Source organism: Novosphingobium sp. BAM6 (assembly GCF_057784955.1).
The window spans coordinates 107,973-127,627 of record NZ_JBYNTR010000006.1 but is presented as its reverse complement, the minus strand read 5'-3'; the positions used below and the strand labels follow the sequence as shown (position 1 = coordinate 127,627).

At 65.3% G+C, this 19,655-nt stretch carries 15 protein-coding genes; 6 read left to right on the top strand and 9 right to left on the bottom strand.

Annotated features, from left to right (window positions below; translation table 11 throughout):
- Nucleotides 1–83: 83 nt before the first annotated feature.
- From AC3EC3_RS15635 to AC3EC3_RS15605, 7 genes are all read right to left on the bottom strand, one after another.
- On the bottom strand, nt 84–791 hold the full coding sequence (locus tag AC3EC3_RS15635; RefSeq protein ID WP_488490522.1) for a response regulator: 708 nt from the start codon (nt 789–791) through the stop codon (nt 84–86).
- Nucleotides 788–3,529 carry a DUF4118 domain-containing protein gene (locus AC3EC3_RS15630; RefSeq protein ID WP_488490521.1) on the bottom strand — a complete coding sequence of 914 codons (2,742 nt, stop codon included), beginning with the start codon at nt 3,527–3,529 and terminating at the stop codon, nt 788–790. Before AC3EC3_RS15630 ends, AC3EC3_RS15635 begins: the two co-directional genes overlap by 4 nt.
- Nucleotides 3,526–4,128 (bottom strand): potassium-transporting ATPase subunit KdpC, encoded by a 603-nt coding sequence (kdpC, locus tag AC3EC3_RS15625; protein ID WP_488490520.1) that lies wholly within the window; start codon nt 4,126–4,128, stop codon nt 3,526–3,528. The genes AC3EC3_RS15630 and kdpC overlap by 4 nt, the downstream gene beginning before the upstream one ends.
- 12 nt (nt 4,129–4,140) lie before the next feature.
- On the bottom strand, nt 4,141–6,177 hold the full coding sequence (gene kdpB / locus AC3EC3_RS15620; protein WP_488490519.1) for a potassium-transporting ATPase subunit KdpB: 2,037 nt from the start codon (nt 6,175–6,177) through the stop codon (nt 4,141–4,143).
- A gap of 13 nt (nt 6,178–6,190) precedes the next feature.
- Nucleotides 6,191–7,894, bottom strand: a complete 1,704-nt coding sequence (kdpA, locus tag AC3EC3_RS15615; RefSeq protein WP_488490565.1) for a potassium-transporting ATPase subunit KdpA — start codon at nt 7,892–7,894, stop codon at nt 6,191–6,193.
- 28 nt (nt 7,895–7,922) lie between these two features.
- Nucleotides 7,923–8,012, bottom strand: coding sequence for a K(+)-transporting ATPase subunit F (gene kdpF / locus AC3EC3_RS15610; protein WP_095386356.1), 90 nt, complete (start codon nt 8,010–8,012; stop codon nt 7,923–7,925).
- 368 nt (nt 8,013–8,380) lie between these two features.
- Nucleotides 8,381–9,133 (bottom strand): SDR family NAD(P)-dependent oxidoreductase, encoded by a 753-nt coding sequence (locus AC3EC3_RS15605; protein WP_488490518.1) that lies wholly within the window; start codon nt 9,131–9,133, stop codon nt 8,381–8,383.
- Nucleotides 9,134–9,259: 126 nt separating this feature from the next.
- Here AC3EC3_RS15605 and AC3EC3_RS15600 point away from each other — a divergent pair, with 126 nt between their 5' ends.
- Nucleotides 9,260–9,415, top strand: a complete 156-nt coding sequence (locus tag AC3EC3_RS15600) for a hypothetical protein (protein WP_488490517.1) — start codon at nt 9,260–9,262, stop codon at nt 9,413–9,415.
- Between the two features lie 22 nt (nt 9,416–9,437).
- On the opposite strand, the gene AC3EC3_RS15595 is transcribed toward AC3EC3_RS15600, so the two are convergent.
- Nucleotides 9,438–9,857 (bottom strand): recombinase family protein, encoded by a 420-nt coding sequence (locus AC3EC3_RS15595; RefSeq protein WP_488490516.1) that lies wholly within the window; start codon nt 9,855–9,857, stop codon nt 9,438–9,440.
- A gap of 118 nt (nt 9,858–9,975) precedes the next feature.
- On the bottom strand, nt 9,976–11,670 hold the full coding sequence (locus AC3EC3_RS15590; RefSeq protein WP_488490515.1) for an amidohydrolase: 1,695 nt from the start codon (nt 11,668–11,670) through the stop codon (nt 9,976–9,978).
- A 164-nt stretch (nt 11,671–11,834) separates the two neighbouring features.
- On the opposite strand from AC3EC3_RS15590, the gene AC3EC3_RS15585 reads away from it, so the two are divergent.
- The 5 genes from AC3EC3_RS15585 to AC3EC3_RS15565 all read left to right on the top strand — a co-directional run bounded on the left by AC3EC3_RS15585 (nt 11,835) and on the right by AC3EC3_RS15565 (nt 19,645).
- Nucleotides 11,835–12,464: an FMN-binding negative transcriptional regulator gene (locus AC3EC3_RS15585; RefSeq protein WP_488490514.1), complete on the top strand. Its 630-nt coding sequence runs from the start codon at nt 11,835–11,837 to the stop codon at nt 12,462–12,464.
- A gap of 21 nt (nt 12,465–12,485) precedes the next feature.
- On the top strand, nt 12,486–13,955 hold the full coding sequence (pdxR, locus tag AC3EC3_RS15580) for a MocR-like pyridoxine biosynthesis transcription factor PdxR (RefSeq protein WP_488490513.1): 1,470 nt from the start codon (nt 12,486–12,488) through the stop codon (nt 13,953–13,955).
- Nucleotides 13,956–14,198: 243 nt separating this feature from the next.
- Complete coding sequence (locus AC3EC3_RS15575; protein ID WP_488490512.1) at nt 14,199–16,472, top strand: TonB-dependent receptor; 2,274 nt, start codon at nt 14,199–14,201, stop codon at nt 16,470–16,472.
- A gap of 114 nt (nt 16,473–16,586) precedes the next feature.
- Nucleotides 16,587–18,692, top strand: coding sequence for a S9 family peptidase (locus AC3EC3_RS15570; RefSeq protein ID WP_488490511.1), 2,106 nt, complete (start codon nt 16,587–16,589; stop codon nt 18,690–18,692).
- Complete coding sequence (locus AC3EC3_RS15565) at nt 18,689–19,645, top strand: alpha/beta hydrolase (RefSeq protein WP_488490510.1); 957 nt, start codon at nt 18,689–18,691, stop codon at nt 19,643–19,645. The genes AC3EC3_RS15570 and AC3EC3_RS15565 overlap by 4 nt, the downstream gene beginning before the upstream one ends.
- The last annotated feature ends 10 nt before the right edge of the window (nt 19,646–19,655 follow it).

Genomic DNA, 19,655 nt, shown 5'->3' with positions numbered 1-19,655 from the left:
CGGGAACCCGTCCACCCGCATTGAGATCGCATAGGATTCAGCGATTTTGCACGAGACGTTCCGCCCAGCCCATGTCGACGACGTCAGCTGCCGGACATCTCCGCCGGAATGCGCAAGCGATACCCGATCCCGACTTCGTTGGTGATGATCTGCGGGCGCTGCGGATCGATCTCCAGCTTCTGACGCAAGGTACGCACCAGCACGCGCAGATACTCGACATGCCGTTCGTGCTCGGAAGGCCAGACATGCGCCATGATCTGGGTATGCGTGATGACGCGCCCCGGATGCTGGGCCAGCTGTTCCACGACCGCGTATTCCTTGGGCGTGAGATGTACCTCCTCGCCTGCCCTGGTGATCCGCCGTTCGATCAGGTCGATCGATATGTCCCCCACCGACACGGCAGCCGCGACCCCGCCGCGCGTCACCCGGTTGCGCAGCGCCACACGCACACGCGCAAGCAGTTCATCGGTATCGAAAGGTTTCGTCAGATAGTCGTCCGCGCCAAGATCGAGCGCGGCCACCTTCTCGTCGGTCGCCTCTCGTGCCGAGACGATGATGAGCGTGGCGTCGCTCTCCTTCTTGATCAACGGCACCAGTTCCAGTCCATCGCGATCGGGCAGCCCAAGGTCCAGAAGCACCACGTCGGGCCGCTCCTGTCGCAACTGGTCAAGGGTATCGCGTGCATTCCCGGCTTCCACCACGGCATAGTCCCCGCGTGTCAGCGCTGCCTGTATCAGGCGGCGGATATGAACCTCGTCATCGACGACAAGCACCTTGTGGCGCAATTTCATGCCATGTCCTCATTGTCCGGGTGCCGGATGATCAACGCCTCGGGGATACGAATGGTAAAACAGGCGCCGCGTGTATCTTCGGCGGCACCTGCCTTGTTGGATGCCTCCACCGCAAGCCCCATCGCTTCGGCGAAGCCCTTCACGATAGCGAGCCCGAGCCCGGTGCCGTGTCGCGCGCGGTCGGACCCTTCGAGCCGCGTGAAGGTCTCGAACACGCGCTTTTCCTGTCCGGGGGAAATGCCGGGCCCCTGATCGATCACCGACAGAAGCAAGGCGTCATACGCGCGGGTACAACGCACCAGAATGGGCGTGCCCGGATCGCCATAGCGCCCGGCATTGTCGAGCAGGTTGATGAGGCAGTGGTGGAGCAGCACGGGATCGAGACGCACCAACGGAATGTCCGGGGCGATTTCCAGATCGATCCGCCGGTCCTGCAACGCGGCCCGGGTATCCTGTACGGCGCCTGCCACCGCATCGAACAGATCCGTCGCTTCGGGGCGCATCGGCAGCGCGCCCGCCTCCACCCGCGCCATATCGAGCAGGTTGGCGACGAACCGGTTGAGACGCTGCGCCTCGGCATCGATCGTTTCGACAAGCTCCTCGGAAGGGTGCCTGCGCATCTCCTTCGCAGCGGACAGGATCGTGGTGAGCGGCGTCCGCAGATCGTGACTGACCGAAGAGAGCAGCGCCGAGCGCAACCGGTCGCGCTCCCCGATCGCCTGCACCTTGAGGTTCTCCTCTTCCAGCGCCATCCGGTCGAACGCGATGGAAGCCTGATCGATCAGGCTCATCAGCAGCGGCACTTCATCCGAACGCAGCGGATCACCGGCATTCTCGCGCGAGATGCCAAGGACGCCCAGCACCCCGCGCCCCGAACCCGAAGGCGCGCCCAAAGATGCGCCCAGCGGATGGAACAGCCAGTCGGAAGCTGTCAGCGTCGTCGAGCCCCGGCCTGCGGGCTGTTCGTTGTCGATGGTCCACTGGGCTGCGGCCAGTTCGATCTGGTCGAGGCGGTCCTCGGGCGGCCAGGCGGCGGTGAGTTGCGGACCGTTCGGCGAGGGTTGCAGCAGCACGGCGCGCACGTTCAGCAGACGCGCGACCTCGCTGCAGATCGCCTGCATCAGCTCGTCGCGTGTCGTGGCAGTGGTCAACTGGCGCGAAAATCCGGCCAGCGCCGCATTCTGGCGCGCGCTGGACCCGGCAAGATCGGCCTGCGCCCTCACCCTTGCCGCGAACTGGCTGGTGACGACCGCCACGCCCAGCAGCACAAGGATCGAGATCACGTTCTCGGGGTTGGAAACGGTCAGCGTGCCGGTCGGCGGCAGGAAGAAGAAGTTGTAGGCAAGGCTGGAGGCGACACCGGCGAACAACCCCGCCCGCAACGAGAACGAGGCCGCTGCGAACATCACCGGGACCAGATAGAGCAAGGCGATATTGCCGAGGTTGATGGCCTCCAGCAGCGCCCGGCCCAGCACCGTCATCGCCACCACCATCAGCAATGACCACAGGTAGTGCTGCGGAGCACCCCAGTTGCTTCGCCGCCTTTCCCGTTTCGGCTTGCTGCCCGAAGCGGAAGGGTTCTGGTCGTCCGAAGGCAGGACGTGGACCGCCACTTGCCCCACGGTACGCACCAGCCTGTCCACCACCGAGCCATGCCGGGCCTCGAACCACCAGGAGCGCGCCGACTTGCCGATCACGATCTGCGTCGCACGGGCATCGCGCGCATAGCCGCTCAGGCCTTCGACGACGCCGACCGCCGGGATACTGGCGGTCGAGGCGCCTAAACGCGAAGCCAGCGCCAGCGTTTCTGCCAGTTGGTGACGTTCGGCATCGGTCAACGTCTGATCGCGCTGGGTCTCGATATGCACCGCCGTCCACGGAGCCCGCAGCGCATCGGCCATGCGTTTGGCTGCCCGCACGAGACCCGCCGCATGCGGCTGTTCGCTGATCGCAACGACGATCCGCTCGCCTATGGCGAAATTACCCGCCAGCGCGTTGGCCCGCACATGCTCCAGCATCTGCGCATCGACGGCCTGTGCGGCGCGGCGCAGCGCCAGTTCGCGAAGCGCGGTGAGGTTGGTCTTGGAAAAGAAATGCCCCAGCGCCCGCGTCGCCTCGTGGGGGACATAGACCTTGCCGTCCTTCAGACGCTCGATCAGTTCGTCGGGCGGAATGTCGACGACTTCGATCTCGGCCTGTTCGAGGATCGAATCCGGCACCGTCTCGCGCACGCGAACACGGGTGAACGAGGCGACAACGTCGTTCAGGCTCTCGACGTGCTGGATATTGAGCGTGGAATAGACGTCGATCCCCGCATCGAGCAGTTCCTCGACATCCTGATAGCGCTTGGGGTGGCGGCTTCCCCCCTCCTTGCTGTGGCCCGCATTGGTGTGCGCCAGCTCGTCCACCAGCACCAGTTGGGGATGGCGTGCCAGAATGGCGTCGATATCCATTTCGCCAAGGCTGTGCCCGGCGTGATCGACGGTGCGGCGCGGGATGATCTCGTGTCCGTGGACCAGTGCCTCGGTCTCGCGGCGGCCATGGGTTTCGACTACGCCGACCACTACATCGACGCCGCTCTCCCGGCGCTGGCGACCTTCGGTGAGCATTTCCCACGTCTTGCCCACGCCCGGCGCGGCGCCGAGGAAGATCTTCAGACGGCCTTTGCCCTCCTGCGCGGCGGCGCGCAGGAGGGCTTCGGGCGATGGGCGATCAGGATCGGTCGGACAGTCGTTCACGGGGCTGGTGTAGCGTGAAGTGCATCCAGCCGTCGATTGAGTTCGAACACGTTCACCCGCCGCTCGCCGATGAAGCCGAGGAACGGCTCCTCGATGCTCCGGGTGATGAGCAGCTGCACGGCCTGCGGGCTGAGCCCGCGCGCCCGCGCCACGCGGTCGGCCTGATAATACGCCGCCTCGGGCGTGATGTCGGGGTCGAGGCCCGAGCCTGACGTCGTCACCAGATCGGCGGGGATCGTCTTTCCGGGCTGCGCGGCTTCCATCCTGGCAACATCGCCCTGAACGCGATCATGCAGAACCTTGGAGGCGGGGCCGAGGTTCGAGCCAGACGAGGCGAGGCCGTCGTAGCCCCCCTTGGCTGAAGCGCCCGCCGCTGAAGGCCGGGTGTTGAAGTAGCGCGCCGAGGTGAAGGCCTGACCGATCACGGTCGAGCCGACCACTTTGTCTCCGTCCTTCACCAGACTGCCGTTGGCCTGCCTCGGAAACAGCGTCTGGCCGATGCCGGTCATTGCCAGCGGATAGGCGATGCCCAGCAGCACGGCGAACAGGCCGGTCATGACGAGCGCGGGGCGCAGCGATGTGGTTATGTCGTTGGTCATGTTGCCGCCTCCTCAGGCGAGACCCAGGCCGCCGACGGCCAGGTCAATGAGCTTGATGCCGATGAACGGCGCGATCAGGCCGCCAAGGCCGTAGACCGCAAGGTTACGGGCCAGCAGCGGCCCTGCCCCCATCGGCTTGTAGGTCACGCCCTTCAGGGCCAGCGGCACCAGACAGGGAATGATCAGCGCGTTGAAGATGATCGCCGAAAGGATCGCGCTCTGCGGGCTGGTGAGGTGCATGACGTTCAGCACGGTCAGGCCCGGATAGAGCGCCACGAACATCGCCGGGATGATCGCGAAGTACTTGGCCACGTCGTTGGCGACCGAGAACGTCGTCAGCGCGCCGCGCGTCATCAGCAACTGCTTGCCCAGACCCACGACCTCGATCAGCTTGGTCGGATCGCTGTCGAGATCGACCATGTTGCCCGCCTCGCGCGCGGCCTGCGTGCCGGTGTTCATGGCCACGCCGACGTCGGCCTGTGCAAGCGCCGGAGCATCGTTGGTGCCATCGCCGCACATCGCGACGAGGCGGCCGCCCTGCTGTTCCTTGCGGATCAGTGCCAGCTTGTCCTCGGGCGTGGCTTCGGCGAGGAAGTCGTCGACGCCCGATTCCGCCGCGATGGACGCGGCGGTCAGCGGGTTGTCGCCGGTGATCATCACCGTGCGGATGCCCATGGCGCGCAAGTTCCCGAAGCGCTCGCGGATACCCGCCTTGACGATATCCTTGAGGAAGATCGCGCCCAGCAGGCGTCCATCGACCGCGACGGCGAGCGGCGTACCGCCCATGCGGCCGATCTCGTCGGTGATGCGGCGCAGTTCGGTGGCCGAAGCGGTCGTGCCTGCGCCCGGATTGGCCTTGAGGATCGCCTGCACGGCACCCTTCTGGATCACCCGACCGCCCGTATTGACGCCCGAGATACGGGTCTGCGCGGTGAACGGGATGATCTCGGCGCCTTCGGGAAGAACGCTGGCCGTTTGCCCGAACTTCTCACGGGCGAGGACCACGATGGAGCGACCTTCGGGCGTTTCGTCGGCAAGGCTGGCGATCAGCGCGGCTTCGGCCAGTTCGTGCGGCATGACGCCCGATACCGGACGGAACTCGGTCGCCTGGCGATCCCCCACGGTGATCGTGCCGGTCTTGTCCAGCAGCAGCACGTCGACGTCGCCCGCCGCTTCCACCGCGCGGCCGGACTTAGCCAGTACGTTGAAGCGCACGAGGCGGTCCATCCCGGCAATGCCGATGGCCGAGAGCAGCGCGGCGATGGTCGTGGGGATCAGCGTGATCAGCAGCGCCGCAAGAATGGCTACCGGCACCGAACCGCCCGCATAGCTGGCAAAGCCCGGAATGGTCGCGACCGCAATCAGGAAGATGATCGTCAGGCCGACCAGCAACAAGGTGAGCGCGATCTCGTTGGGGGTCTTCTGGCGCTCGGCCCCTTCGACCAGCGCGATCATCCGGTCGAGGAAGCCCTGCCCCGGATTGACCGTAACCGCCACGCGGATTTCGTCCGAGATCACGCGGGTGCCTGCCGTCACCGCCGAGCGATCACCGCCCGCCTCGCGGATGACAGGCGCGCTCTCGCCGGTGATGGCGGCCTCGTTGACCGAGGCGACACCGGCGACGACTTCGCCATCCGACGGGATCAGGTCGCCCGTCAGCACCAGCACCACGTCGCCCTTCTTCAGAGCACTGGCGGGCACTTCCTCGAACCTGCCGCTATCGCCCTTGAGGCGCTTGGCGGTCAGTTCGGCCTTGGTGGCGCGCAAGCTGGCGGCCTGCGCCTTGCCGCGACCTTCGGCAATGGCCTCAGCAAAGGTGCCGAACAGCACCGTCAACCACAGCCATACGACCAGTTGCAGCTTGAAGCCGACGGTCAGGCCATCGTGGCCGACCACCAGCAGCACCGTCAGCAACAGCGCGACGACGGCCGTCGTGAACATCACCGGGTTACGGATCAGTTCGCGGGGATCGAGTTTGCGGAAGGCATCGCCGATCGCCGGAACGATCAGGTCTGCGGTGAACAGCGATTTGTTTTGAGTCCGGGACATATCGGTCAAGTCCTCAGAAGAGCTGGCCATGGATCATCGCGAGATGATCGGCGATGGGGCCAAGGGCGAGGCTGGGCAGGAAGGTCAGGCCGCCGACGATCAGCACGATGCCGATCAGGAGGCCCGTCCACAGCAGACCCGTGGTGGGGAAGCTGCCTGCGGTCTCGGGGGTGTATTTCTTGGCGGCAAGGCTGCCCGCGATCGCCAGCATGGGCACGACAACGAAGAAGCGGCCAAGCCACATGGCAACGCCCAGCATGCCGTTATAGAACGGTGTTCCCGCGCTGAGCCCGGCAAAGGCCGAGCCGTTGTTGCCCACTGCGCTGGTGAAGGCATAGAGAATCTCTGAAAAGCCGTGCGGCCCCTTGTTGAGCGGCCCCGCAAGCCCGGCAGGCAAGACTGACGCCAGCGCCGTCATCCCCAGGATCACCAGCGGCAGCACCGCGATCGCCAGAACGGCCAGCTTGACCTCGCGGCTCTCGATCTTCTTGCCGACGTACTCGGGCGTGCGGCCCACCATCAGGCCCGCCACGAAGACGGCCAGGATCGCGAACAGCAGGAAACCGTAGATGCCTGCGCCCACGCCGCCGACGACCACTTCGCCCAGCTGGATGTTGAACAGCGGGATCATGCCGCCCAGCGCCGTGAAGCTGTCATGCATGGCGTTGACCGCGCCGCACGAGGCCGCTGTGGTAACGACGGAGAACAGCGCGCTGGCCACAATGCCGAAGCGCACTTCCTTGCCTTCCATGTTGCCGCCTGCGACGCCAAGGTGATGGAGGACCGGATTGCCCGCCGCTTCCTGCGAATAGACGACCAGAACACCGACCAGGAAGATCGTCATCATCGCCGCCAGGATCGCCCAGCCCTGACGCGGGTTGCCCACGGCCTTGCCGAAGCACCAGGTCAGACCCGTGCCGATCCAGAAGATCGACAGCATCTGGACAAGGTTGGTCATCGCGCTCGGGTTCTCGAAGGGATGCGCGGAGTTGGCGTTGAAGAAGCCGCCACCGTTGGTGCCCAGCATCTTGATCGCCTCCTGCGAAGCGACCGGGCCCAGCGCCAGCGTCTGTTTGACGCCTTCCAGCGTCGAGACGTCGACCGAGGCGGCCAGAGTCTGGGGAACGCCGCTGGCGATCAGGTAGATCGTGTAAGCCACGCAGATCGGCAGCAGCAGATAGAGCGTGATGCGCGTGATATCGGCCCAGAAGTTGCCGATGCCCGTGGCACTCCTGCGCGCAAAGCCGCGGAACAGCGCAAAGGCCAGCGCGATACCAGTCGCCGCGGACAGGAAATTGTGCAGCGTGAGGGCGAGCATCTGCGAGAGATTGCTCATCGCCGCCTCGCCCGAATACCACTGCCAGTTGGTGTTGGTGGTGAAGCTGACGGCGGTGTTGAACGCCCCGTCCGCGCCGATCCCGGCATAGCCAAGGCCGTTGAGCGGCAGCGAGGCCTGCGCGCGCAGCAGGACGTAGGTCAGCAGCAGTGCGACTGCGCTGAACACCAGCATATGGATCGCATAGCGCTTCCACGACTGGTCCTCGTCCGGGTCGATCCCGGCCAGCTTGTAGAACCCGCGCTCCACCGGCCCCAGCACCACATGCAGCGGCGTGCGGCGGCCTTCGTACAGCGTATGGAGCCACAGCCCCATCGGCTTGGTGATCGCCAGCAGCACGCCGACGAAGACTGCAATCAGCAGCCATCCCTGTAAGGTCATGGTCTGAAGGGTCATGAGATGCCCCCCCTCAGAACCGTTCGGGCCGTGCGAGCACGGCGACGAGATAGACGAGAAGGCCTAGCGCGGTCAGTCCCGCCAGCCACAGATCGATGGTCATGGTCGCTGCCCCCTCATGCCTTGTTGCACAGCGCGACGTAGCCAAGGCTCGCCACCAGCAACACGAGGGTCAGGCCGATCCAGAGGATGTCCTGCATGGGTAATGCTCCTGAACCGCTGCACCGCAAACAGACGCGGCGCACGGCGGGTTCAGCAGAGCCATTAGGATCAGGTATCGTTGAAATGCGAGACAGGCAAAACCCGGCCCGCATAGTATTTGCATATGATCGGGCATATTATCCCGATCAAAGTACCGCGCGGCGTGGACAGAACCGGGGGCCGAGCCGGAGTCCGGCACCGAAGGGCGATACCAAGCCTGTCACAAAGAACATGCGCCCGGTATCGCCGCACACTATGGATGGTGCGCTGTCAGAACTGCACGCCGCGCGTCAGTCCGCCATCGACCAGCAGATCGGTTCCGGTCGTGAAGCTGGCCGCAGAACTCGCCAAGAACGCAACGGCGTTGGCCACTTCGTGCGGCGTTGCCATCCGGCCGAGCGGGTTCTGGGCCATGCACTGCGCGAAAACCTCGGGCGTTTCGCGCTCGATCTTGCCCCATACGCCGTCGCTGAAATAGACATTCCCCGGCGAGACGGTGTTGACGCGGATGCCATCGGACGCGTGGCGAACCGAAAGCGTCTTGCCATAGTGGATGAGCGCTGCCTTGAGCACGCCGTAAGGCTCGGCGAACATGTCCACCTCGCGCCCCGATACGCTCGAAATCAGCACCACTGAAGCTGCATCGGATGCCTTGAGAAACGGCAGCGCCGCCGTGACCATCGACACGCTGCCGAGCAGATCGGTCTCGAACGCGCGGCGCCAGGTATCAAGATCGCCGCCGCCTGCCAGAGCGCTGACATTGGGCACGACGACATCGATACCGCCCATCGCCTCACCTGCAGCGACAACCCAGGCACGCATGGCCTCGACATCGGTCACGTCCACCACCGCGCCGCTGGCACGCCCCGCCAGCGCCTGCTCCGCAGCGGCGATGCCCGCCGCATCGCGCGCGCAGAAGGATACCGCCGCGCCCTCCGCCAGAAACGTCTCGACGATAGCACGGCCAATCCCGCGCGAACCGCCGCTGACGATCACTTTCTTGTCCTTGAGTCCGAGATCCATGATGAGAGCCTTTATTCACTGGTTTGAAAGGGAAGGAAAAATTTGCTCGCCATGCCGGCTTGGCAAATACGCGCCTCGCACAGGGCAGCAGACATTCCAACGCACCTTGCGTACGACCGCAGCTTCATGGCCATCGTCGCTGCTGTGGACGGTCTGGGTGTATGTCTCGAAACGGTCCAGCTGGCCGAGCGCGAACTGGCAAGCGGGCGGCTGGTCTGCCCGTTTGCGGGTCGCACCGCAGCGCTGCACGAGGCGATCGAGGAAACACGGGAGCCGGCCTGATCCAGCGGAGCTTGCAGTTACATTACGCCTCGGAATGACTCCGCCTGTCTGCCGCGTATCGCTCGGCCTCGGCCCGCTCTTGCAGAGCATCGCGCTCGAACCGGCGAAAGGCGGACACGGCCTGGAAGAACGCGCCGCCGTCCCCTGCGGGGGAGGCGATGCCTTCCCCAAGCGCATGGAGCCCCAGCGAACGCTGCGCCAGATCGTCCAGCTCGATCATCAGCGTTCCCAGCGAGCGGGCGAGGCGATCCAGACGCCAGACAACGATCTCGTCACCGGGCTGCGCATAATCGAGCATCTCGCGGTACGCCGGCTTCAGAACCGCCGAGCCGGAGACCCCGCGATCCTGCCATATCCGCACGGCACCTGCGTCCTGCAGCGCCGCAAGTTGCGTGTCGTGATGCGTTTCGCTCTCGCTGACGCGCACGTACCCGAGTTTCATCGTCGCCCCATTTCCTGTCCATTGCATCGGCGATGCGCCCTTGTGCCTTTAACGATACGCGCGACAAACGCGAGCGCGTATCGCCCGGCCGGGGGGACGGGGGAAACCGGCAGGCCGATCAGGCCGTATAACGCTCCTTGCCATCGACCAGCGTGCGCAGGATCTCGATCTTCGGAATGGCGTTCGGCTCGATCTCGAACGGATCGGCGCCCAGCACGGTAAGATCGGCGATGAAACCGGGTGCGATGCGGCCGTGATCGCGCTCCTGAAAACCGGCGAAGGCATTGTTGCGGGTATAGCAGGTCAGCGCCTGTTCCACCGATACCTTCTGGTCCGCCAGCCACCCTTGCGGGTTCTTCCCGTCGATCGTCTCGCGCGCGACAGCCGCATAAATCCCCTGACGCGCATCGAGCGGGGCCACCGGCCAATCAGAACCGAAAGTCACGGTCGCCCCCGTCTCCAGCAGTGAGCCGAAAGCATAGGTACGCTCAAGCCGTTCCTCACCGATCCGATCGACGGCCCAGCGACCATCGTCGATCGCGTGATAAGGCTGGACCGAAGCGATGACCTTCTGCGCGGCGAAACGCGGCAGCGCCGCAGCGGTCAGGTGCTGGGCGTGTTCGATACGCCCGCGCCGGTCACGCGGGCCGTTGCGTGCTTCGGTCTCGGCAAAGACGTCCAGTGCAAGGTCGTTGGCGGCATCGCCGATGGCATGGATCGCCACCTGCAGACCGGCTTTGTCCGCGCCGAAAACCTGCGCCCGAAGTTCGTCAGGCTGCGTCACCCAGTTGCCGTAGACGCCCGGTGCATCGGTGTAGGGCTGGTGGAAGCGCGCCGTGCGCGAGCCCAGCGAGCCGTCGGCCAGCGCCTTGACCGCACCCCAGCGCACCCATTCATCGCCCTTGCCTTCCTTGGCGATGATCGCGGCAAGTTTTTCCCAGTCGCGCGCCGGGACCATGCACAGGAAGCGCAGGTCCGTCGGCCCCTTGGCACGCACGCGCCGCGCCGTATCGAACGTCACCCAATCGAACGGCTCGGGCGTGTGGACCTGCGTGAAACCGTGAGCCAGAGCCCAGCTGATCCCTTCGCGCATCGTCGCATCGCGTTCGGCATCGGTCGGCTGCGGGATCACCCGCTCCACCAGTTGCTTGGCATTGTCCTTGAGAATGCCGTTCGGTTCGCCGGAGGCATCGCGCCCGATCTCGCCGCCGGGAACATCGGGGGTATTGCGGGTGATCCCGGCAAGCCGCAGCGCCGCCGAATTGCACAGATACATGTGCAGGTCGGTACGTGGGACGGCGACCGGGGTATCTCCCGTCGCGGCATCGATCCAGCTCTTGTCCGGCAGGCCGCCACCCAGGCGCTGCTCGTCCCAGCTGCCGCCCAGGATCCACTTGCCCGGCTTATCGTGCGCCACTTTGCCGAGCCGCGAAACGAAATCCGCACGATCTTTCGACGACAGCAGATCGGGCTGCGACAGCGTGGTCGAGGCGATCATGAAATGGGTGTGGTTGTCGATGAAACCGGGGCTGACGAAAGCCCCCTGCAGATCGACCACGCGCGTTCCCTTGCCGATCGCGGCCCGCACCGCCTCCTGCCCGAGCGCTACGATGCGGTTGCCGGCAAGGCCGATCGCATCGGTCCTCGGCTGGAGGGGGTTGGCCGTCCAGACCCTGGCATTGATATAGGCAACGTCCAGAACGCGCTCGGCCGCCAGTGCACGACCGGCCGCACCCCATGCAGCATTGGACATGGCCGCCGCCGTTCCCGCCAGCAGCCCCGTCCCTGCGAGCATCCTGCGCCTGTCGATCATGTCCATATCCTTCGTTCGGCCTCAATTGAATGCGCGGGACAATGGCCCCCTCATCGGCCCCTTGAAAGTACCAGTTTCATCATGCCAGGGGGGCCAGACTGGACCTGTCCTCATTTTCAACTTGGTACTTGCAGCCGAAGCCGACAGCCCCGAGTACCGGGCCAATGGGGCACGCTTTCGATCTGTTCGACCACACCGACGTCCGCGATCTGATCGCGCAATATCCGCTTGCGTGGATCACCAGTGCTGACGGCGAGGCCAGCGTTCTGCCTTTGCTGGGCGAATACGACGATGCCGGGCAACTGGTCAGCCTGCTTGGCCACGTCGCGCGTCGTAACCCCCTGCACGCGGCCCTGGTCCAAAATCCTTCAGCAAGAATCTTGATCAACGGCCCCTCCGGTTACGTCTCGCCCTCGCACGCCGAGCGACGCAACTGGGCACCGACCTGGAACTTCGCGCATCTGGTTTTGCAGGCCGAAATCAGCTTCCTGCCTGATGAAACGCACAACGCGCTGTCTGCACTGGTCACTGCGATGGAAGGCGATGGCTGGTCCAGCGCCGAACTCGGCCCCCGTTACGACGGCATGGCCCAGCAGGTAATCGCCTTTCGCGCGCGCGTCACCGGGCTGACCGGCCGCTTCAAGCTGGGGCAGGACGAGGATGATCGGGTTTTCTCCGCGATCCTGCGCAATCACCCGGATACCGCGCTGACCGACTGGATGCGGCGCTTTGCCTCAGGCCGGGAATCAGGCGCCGTGCCGCCGGATGGCACTGGCCCCTTGCCAAGGCCATGACATTGGCCTCAGGGTAGACCAATGCTGCGCCCCTGGAAAATCACGCTGGGCCGGATCGATCCTGCTCGTTCGACCCCGCTCTATCTCCAGATCGCCCATGCGATCGTCCACGAGATCGAGCGCGGCCGCCTTGCTGCGGAAACCTTCCTTCCCAGCAGTCGGCAACTCGCGGATATTCTGGGCGTCAACCGCAAGACCGTGGTCCTCGCTTACGAAGACCTGATCGCGCAAGGGTGGCTGGAATCGCGGGGTACGCGCGGCACGGTAGTCGCCCGCGAGATGGCCGGGCTGCGGCGTCCGGAACAGCCTCCCGTCGCGCAGGCTGGCCCGGTCCGCCCCGACTACTTCGTCCACCAGCCGCCTGCCCGCCCGCTCGCCATGCCGAGCGCGGGCGGCATCAAGATCAACGAAGGCTCGCCGGACGGACGCCTGTTCTCCACCGACGTTCTGGCCCGGGCGCTGCGCAGCGCGGTCCTGCGCGGCACGCGCGACAACGGGTTGCTCTATCGCGACCCGCGCGGATCGCCGCGTCTGCGCGAGGAAATCGCGACGATGCTGCGGGGCGAGCGGGGCCTCAATGTCGAGGCCGAGAACATCTGCATCACGCGCGGCAGCCAGAACGCGATATTCCTTGCCGCGCAGGCGCTGCTTTCACCGGGCGATACGGTGATCGTCGAGGAACTGACCTACGAGCCTGCCGTCGCGGCCTTCACCGCGCTGGGCGCCCGCGTCGTGGGCGTTCCGCTGACCGAGCATGGCATCGACACCCACGCGGTCGAAGCCGCCTGCCGCGCACACCGGGTCCGCGCGATCTTCCTGACGCCCCATCACCAGTTCCCGACGACGATCGCACTGCGCCCAGAAGGTCGCCTGCGCCTGCTGGAACTGGCCCGGCAGTTCCGCTTCGCGGTGATCGAGGACGACTACGACCACGAGTTCCATTTCGAGACCCAGCCGCTGCTGCCGATGGCCAGCTACGCACTGGACCGCGTGATCTATGTCGGATCGCTGTCCAAGCTGCTGCTGCCAGCGCTCCGGGTGGGCTACGTCGCCGCGCCGGCATCGGTCATCGATGCCATCGCCCATGGGGTGTCGCTGACCGACGGCATGGGCAACAGCCTGATCGAGGAAGCGGTCGTCGAACTGATCAGCGACGGTGAACTGCGCCGTCATGCAAGGCGCGCCACGCAGATCTATGCGGAACGCCGCCTCGCCTTTGCCGACCTGCTGCGGTCCGAACTGGGCGGCCATGTCGATTTTCGCGTGCCCGACGGCGGCCTCGCCTTCTGGCTGCGCTTTCCCGATGGCCACCTGCTGGACCGGATCGAGGCCAATGCGGCCATGCACAAGCTGACGCTGGCACCATCGGCATCGTTCATCGCCCGGCCCGGCGCCGAGCGTGGCCTGCGCATTGGCTTCGGCAGTTTCACGCCCCCCGAAGCGCAAGCCGCCGTAGAAGCGCTCGCACGGGCCGGAGGGTTGGGGCACTGAACCGGGCAAGCGGGTCCAGTCATTAGATCAGAACAGCCAATGCTGGACCACTTGGCCCCCTTGGCATTGTCAGACTGGATGTTTTTACCAGACCAACTTCCTAGGAACCTGCCACTACCGAAACTGACGTCGGCAAGACCGGCAGCAGCAGCCCGCAAGAGGCATCAGGGGGAATACAGGGTTCAACATGGGGGGAAGACCGGCGCCCGCGCGTCGGCACCCGCTCGCTATCAGGGGTGGTCAATGATCAGTCGTTATCTCAACAGCACGGGCCTTGCCGGGCATGCCGCGCTCAGCCTCGCGTTTCTGGCAGGCGCGCTTACCGCGACATCGGCCTCGGCGCAGACAGCCAGCGATAATGCGGGGACCAAGGCCGCAGCCGATGCGCAGGATCCCAATGCCATCGTCGTTACCGCTACCAAGCGAAACGAGACGATCCAGTCGGTTCCGCTGGCGATCAGCGCGGTCACGCAGGCACAGTTCCTGAAGTCCGGCGCGCAGAGCCTTTCGGACTACATCACCCGCCTGCCCGGCGTGCAGTTCAACGACTACCAGCCCGGCATCTCCGAAGTGGTGATCCGCGGCATTTCGACCACGACCTACCACGATCAGGGACAGCCGACCGTCGGTTACTACCTGAACCAGATCCCGCTGACCGAGCCCGGCTTCCCGATCGCGCTGCCGGATGTGGATACCTTCGACCTTGAGCGCGTCGAGGTTCTGCGCGGTCCGCAGGGCACGCTGTTCGGCGCCTCGACGCTGGGCGGTCTGGTGAACTACGTCGTCAACACCGCCGATGCGTCCAAGTACGATGCCGCCGCCGAGGGCCTGATCGGCACCACCAAGCATAACAACGGCAACGTGAACTACGCAATCAAGGGCATGATCAACATTCCTGTGATCAAGGACACGCTGGCCGTGCGCCTGATGGCGTTCCAGCGCTACGATTCGGGCTACATCGACAACGTGGACGCGGGCGTGAAGGCCGCCAACGATCTGACCACGCGCGGCTATCGCGGCTCGGTGGTGTTCACCCCGGCGCCCGACACCAAGATCAGCTACCTGATCATGCATCAGGAAACCTCGCTGGCAGACCAGACTTATGCCAATGCCGGATCGCTGTCGAAGACCGGCATCTACACGCTGGAGCCGCAGCACACCAACATCCAGATCCACAGCCTGCGTCTGGATCAGGGGCTGGGCGACTTCGCGGACCTGACCGTGATCGGCGCGCTCGACAAGAAGTCGAACGATTACGTCTATTCTTACGCCGCCGCGCTGCCTCTGGCAGACACGACGCACGCCGTTGGCAATGCCAAGGGCCTCATCCGCTCGATCGAGGCGCGTCTTACCTCAAAGGGTAACGGCCCGCTCAGCTGGATCATCGGCACGTCCTACATGGTCTCCAAGCGCCATACCAACGACTACGAATACCAGGCCGGTGCCGAGGACTTCGTCGATGCGAACCCGGATCTGTACGATGGCATCTCGGGTTCGGTGATCGCACCGGGCGACCAGATCTATGGCTACTACACCACGCAGACGGCCAAGGATTTCGGCATCTTCGGCGAAGTGACCTATGCCTTCCTGCCCAGCCTCAAGCTGACGCTGGGCGGACGCTACTACAACACCAGCATCAACGCCGGTGTCACCAATGCGCCGGGCACAACCTATGCCGATGTCGATGCCGGATATGCGACCTACACCGCAACATCGTCCAGCTTCAGCGTCAACCAGAAGGAAGACGGCTTCACCCCCAAAGTGACGCTGAGCTACCGCCCCGACCAGCACCTCATGGTCTATGCCACCTATTCGCAGGGCTTCCGCGTCGGCGGTGCGAACCCGAACGCGGCGATCCTCACCACGCTGCCGCGCTCCTATGGCAGCGACAAGGTCTACAACTACGAACTGGGTGCGCGCGGGACGCTGCTGGGCGGACGCCTGACCACGGACCTCACCCTGTTCCGGATGGACTGGAAGAACATGCAGGTGCGCGAGTTCTACACCAGCTCGCCCTACTACTCCTATGTGATCAATGCCGGCGGCGCACGCAGTCAGGGTGTCGAGTTCGCCGCCTCGCTGCAGGCATTGCCTCAGCTGGCACTGAGCACCTCGGTTACCTATGACGATGCCAAGGTGACGACTTTCGTGCCTTACGACTTCGCCGCCAACGGCCTTGGCGGCTATGCGGCAGGCACGCGCCTTCCGGGCTCCTCGCCGTGGATGGTGGCGAACACCGTCACGGTCACGCCGATGGGTGTCAAGGGACCGCTGCGGATCGAACTGGCCCACCGATACGAATCGAAAGCGCCGACCACCTTCGACGAACTGTACTATCGCGGCGGCTTCAACCAGTTCGACCTGCGCGCTGCCTACCAGTTCCCGGCAGGCTTCACGTTGACGGCGTTTGCCAATAACATCTTCAACAAATACGCTATTCTCGACGAGCCTTTCGCGCCTTATGCCTCCATCCTGCGCCCGCGCACGATCGGGCTGCGGCTCGACTGGTCGATGTAACCCCGGATGCCGGGTGACGTGTCTTGCGTCCCCCGGCATCAGCGTCATCCGGCGCCCTCGATAGTCGATATCCGGGGCGTTTTACGCCCACCGCGACAGGAAATACCCGACACCATGTTCCCGCGCTCCGTCCTTTCGCTCGCGCTGTGCAGCGCGGCTCTCACGCTGGCGGCTGTTCCGGCACTGGCTGACACCGCACCATCGGATGCCACGGCCAGCCCTGTACCCGTTGCCAGCGGCGGACCGATCATGCCTGCCGACATCATGGACCTGTCCGACATGCGGCAGGTGGCCATGTCGCCCGACGGGCGCACCGTGCTCTTCACCGTCACCCAGCAGATGGCGACATTCAATTCGCCGCACCAGACGATATGGCAGGTGCCGAGCGACGGCAGCGCCAGACCGTCGCGGCTGGCCGTCAGCGCGGGCGTGAACCGCGATCCCAAATGGTCCCCCGATGGTCGCTGGATCGCCTTTGCCTCGAACCGGGCCAACCCGCTGACCGGCAAGAACGACAACCGTTTCACGTTCACGACCAACGTTCCCGGCACCCGCGCTGCCACTGGCGAAGGCGCCGATACGCTGCAGGTCTGGATCATGCCGTCAGGCGGAGGAGAAGCCATTCCGCTCACCGCCATGAAAGCGGGCGTCGGCGATTTCGCCTTCTCTCCCGACGGCAGGAGCCTGGCCTTCATCGCCACCGATCCCGATACGCCTGCGCAGGAAAGCGACCGCGCAGCCGGTCGCGACGAAATCGTACTCGACAAGGACGGGGCCTTCGGGCGCCTGTGGATTCTCGACCTTGCCACCCATGCCGCGCGCCGCGTGTCCCCCGCCGATGCCAATGTTACCGGGTTTGCGTGGTCGCCCAAGGGCGACCGCATCGCGCTTCGGGTGATCGACCATACGGACATCAATACCTATTTCTATCATGGGCACATCGCACTGCTCGATCCGGCCAGCGGCAAACTGGGCCCTGCGCTGATCGAAAATTCGGCAGGACCGATCCTGTGGTCGCCCGATGGCGGCAAGATCCTGTCTGCCATCATTCACCCGCCGCAGTTCATCGGCCTTGGCCTGCGTGTCCACGACCTTGCCACGGGGCAAACCACGGCACTCGCCGAGGACTATCCGGGCCTGTTCGAAAATCTCGTCTGGGCGCCCGACAGCCGCTCGATCCTCGCCAACGTCTTCGTCAACACCCGCTCGCGACTGGTCCGCATCGGGCTGGGCGGCAAGGTCTCCTCGCTGCTCGATCTCGACGGTGAAGCCTTCGACATGGCAGCCGGTCCCGACGGCAAGCGCATCGCGCTGGCCATGACCAGTCCCGATCGTCCCGCCGACGTCTGGAGCGTGGCGGACATCACCGCTACGCACCCCGCAGCGCGCCCGATCAGCGAGGTCAATCCGCAGGTCGCGAACTGGAAGAAGCCACAGGTCCGCGAGATTTCCTGGCCCAGCAGCCGCGATGGCCGGACCATCTACGGCGTGCTCGTCACCCCGCCAGGCTACCACGAAGGCATGCCGCTGCCGACGGTCGTCCAGATCCACGGCGGCCCGGAATGGGCGTGGTGGAGCGGCTGGATGGGCAGTTGGCACGAATGGGCGGCCATGCTGGCCACGCATGGCTACGCCGTGCTTCTGCCCAATATCCGGGGATCGGACGGACAGGGCACGGCCTTTGCGCGCGCGGTCGGCAACGACTGGGGCGGAGCCGACTATCAGGATCTGCTCGACGGGCTCGACATGCTGGAGAAGCAGCACATCGCCGATCCTGCCCGGCTCGGCATCGGTGGCTGGAGCTATGGCGGCTTCATGTCGGCATGGGCCGTCACCCATTCCGACCGCTTCAAGGCCGCAGTGATCGGGGCAGCCCCGGTCGATATGAGCATCATGGCGCGCGCCACCGACACGCCCGATTTCACCACCGGCTACTTCGGCGAACCGCAGGCGAACCTTGCCAGCCTCGATGCGCATTCCTCGCTGCGTCTGCTGGACAAGGTGCACACGCCGGTCCTCATCATGGACGGAGCTGCCGATACCCGCGTGCCGCCCACGATGGCGCTGGCCTTCTACCGGGGCCTGCGCCTGCAGGGGAAGCCCGCCGAGATGGTACTCTATCCGCGTGAACCGCACTGGATGCACGAGCCTGCGCATCAACTCGATGTACAGCAGCGCGTACTGGCCTTCTTCGACGCGCATCTTAGATCAGGCCAGTGAGCGGCTTGCTCGATCCCGAGATCGCCGCTTTCGTCGATCGCCTGCAGGCCGACTGGGCGCGCTTTCCCCCGCTCGAAGAGATGAGCCTCGACGACGCTCGCGCGGCGGCGGAAATCGTACGCGCGCCGCTGCGGCAGGGCGGGCCGGAAATGGCCGAGACGCGCGAGATCAGGCTCGACCTCGCGCCCGGTCCCTTGCGCGTCAGGCTTTACCGCCCCGCCGGGATCGCCGACGAAAACACGCCCGTGCTGGTCTACCTGCACGGCGGCGGTTTCGTCTATTTCAGCATCGACACCCACGACCGGCTGATGCGCGAATATGCCCAAAGCGCAGGCTGCGCGGTGCTGGGCGTCGACTATCCGCTGGCACCCGAGCATCGCTATCCGGTCGCGCTCGACCGGCTCGAAGCGCTGATCGACTGGCTGGGCGATCATGCCGGCGACCTCGGCCTCGATCCCGCGCGGATCGCGCTGGGTGGCGATTCCGCCGGAGCCAATCTCGCGCTGGCCGCACTGCTGCGCCTTCGGGCCCGCAGCCAGGCGCACCGCATCCGCGCGCTCGTCGCCAACTACCCCGCGTTCGGCCCCGAAGTGTCCGACGCGGCCGAGGCGGCATTCGGCGGTCCCGGCGCTGTCCTGAACCGGCAGGAGATGGCCTACTACTTCCAGCAGTACACCGGGACCGGGGCGACGCTTGCCGATCCGGCCGCCTGCCCCTTGCAGGAGACCGAGCTGGCCGGACTTCCGCCAGTCCTGCTGATCGCCGCAGAGTGCGACGTGCTGTGCGAGCAGGCCGAAACCATGGCCGCACGCATGGACGCGGCCGGAACGCCTGCCTCCTTGCGCATCTATCCGGGCACTACCCATAGCTTCCTGGAAGCCATGGCCAGCGCTGCCGTCGCACGATGCGCCATCGCCGATACCGCGATATGGCTGAAAGCGCGATGGGCTTGATCCTGTAGCG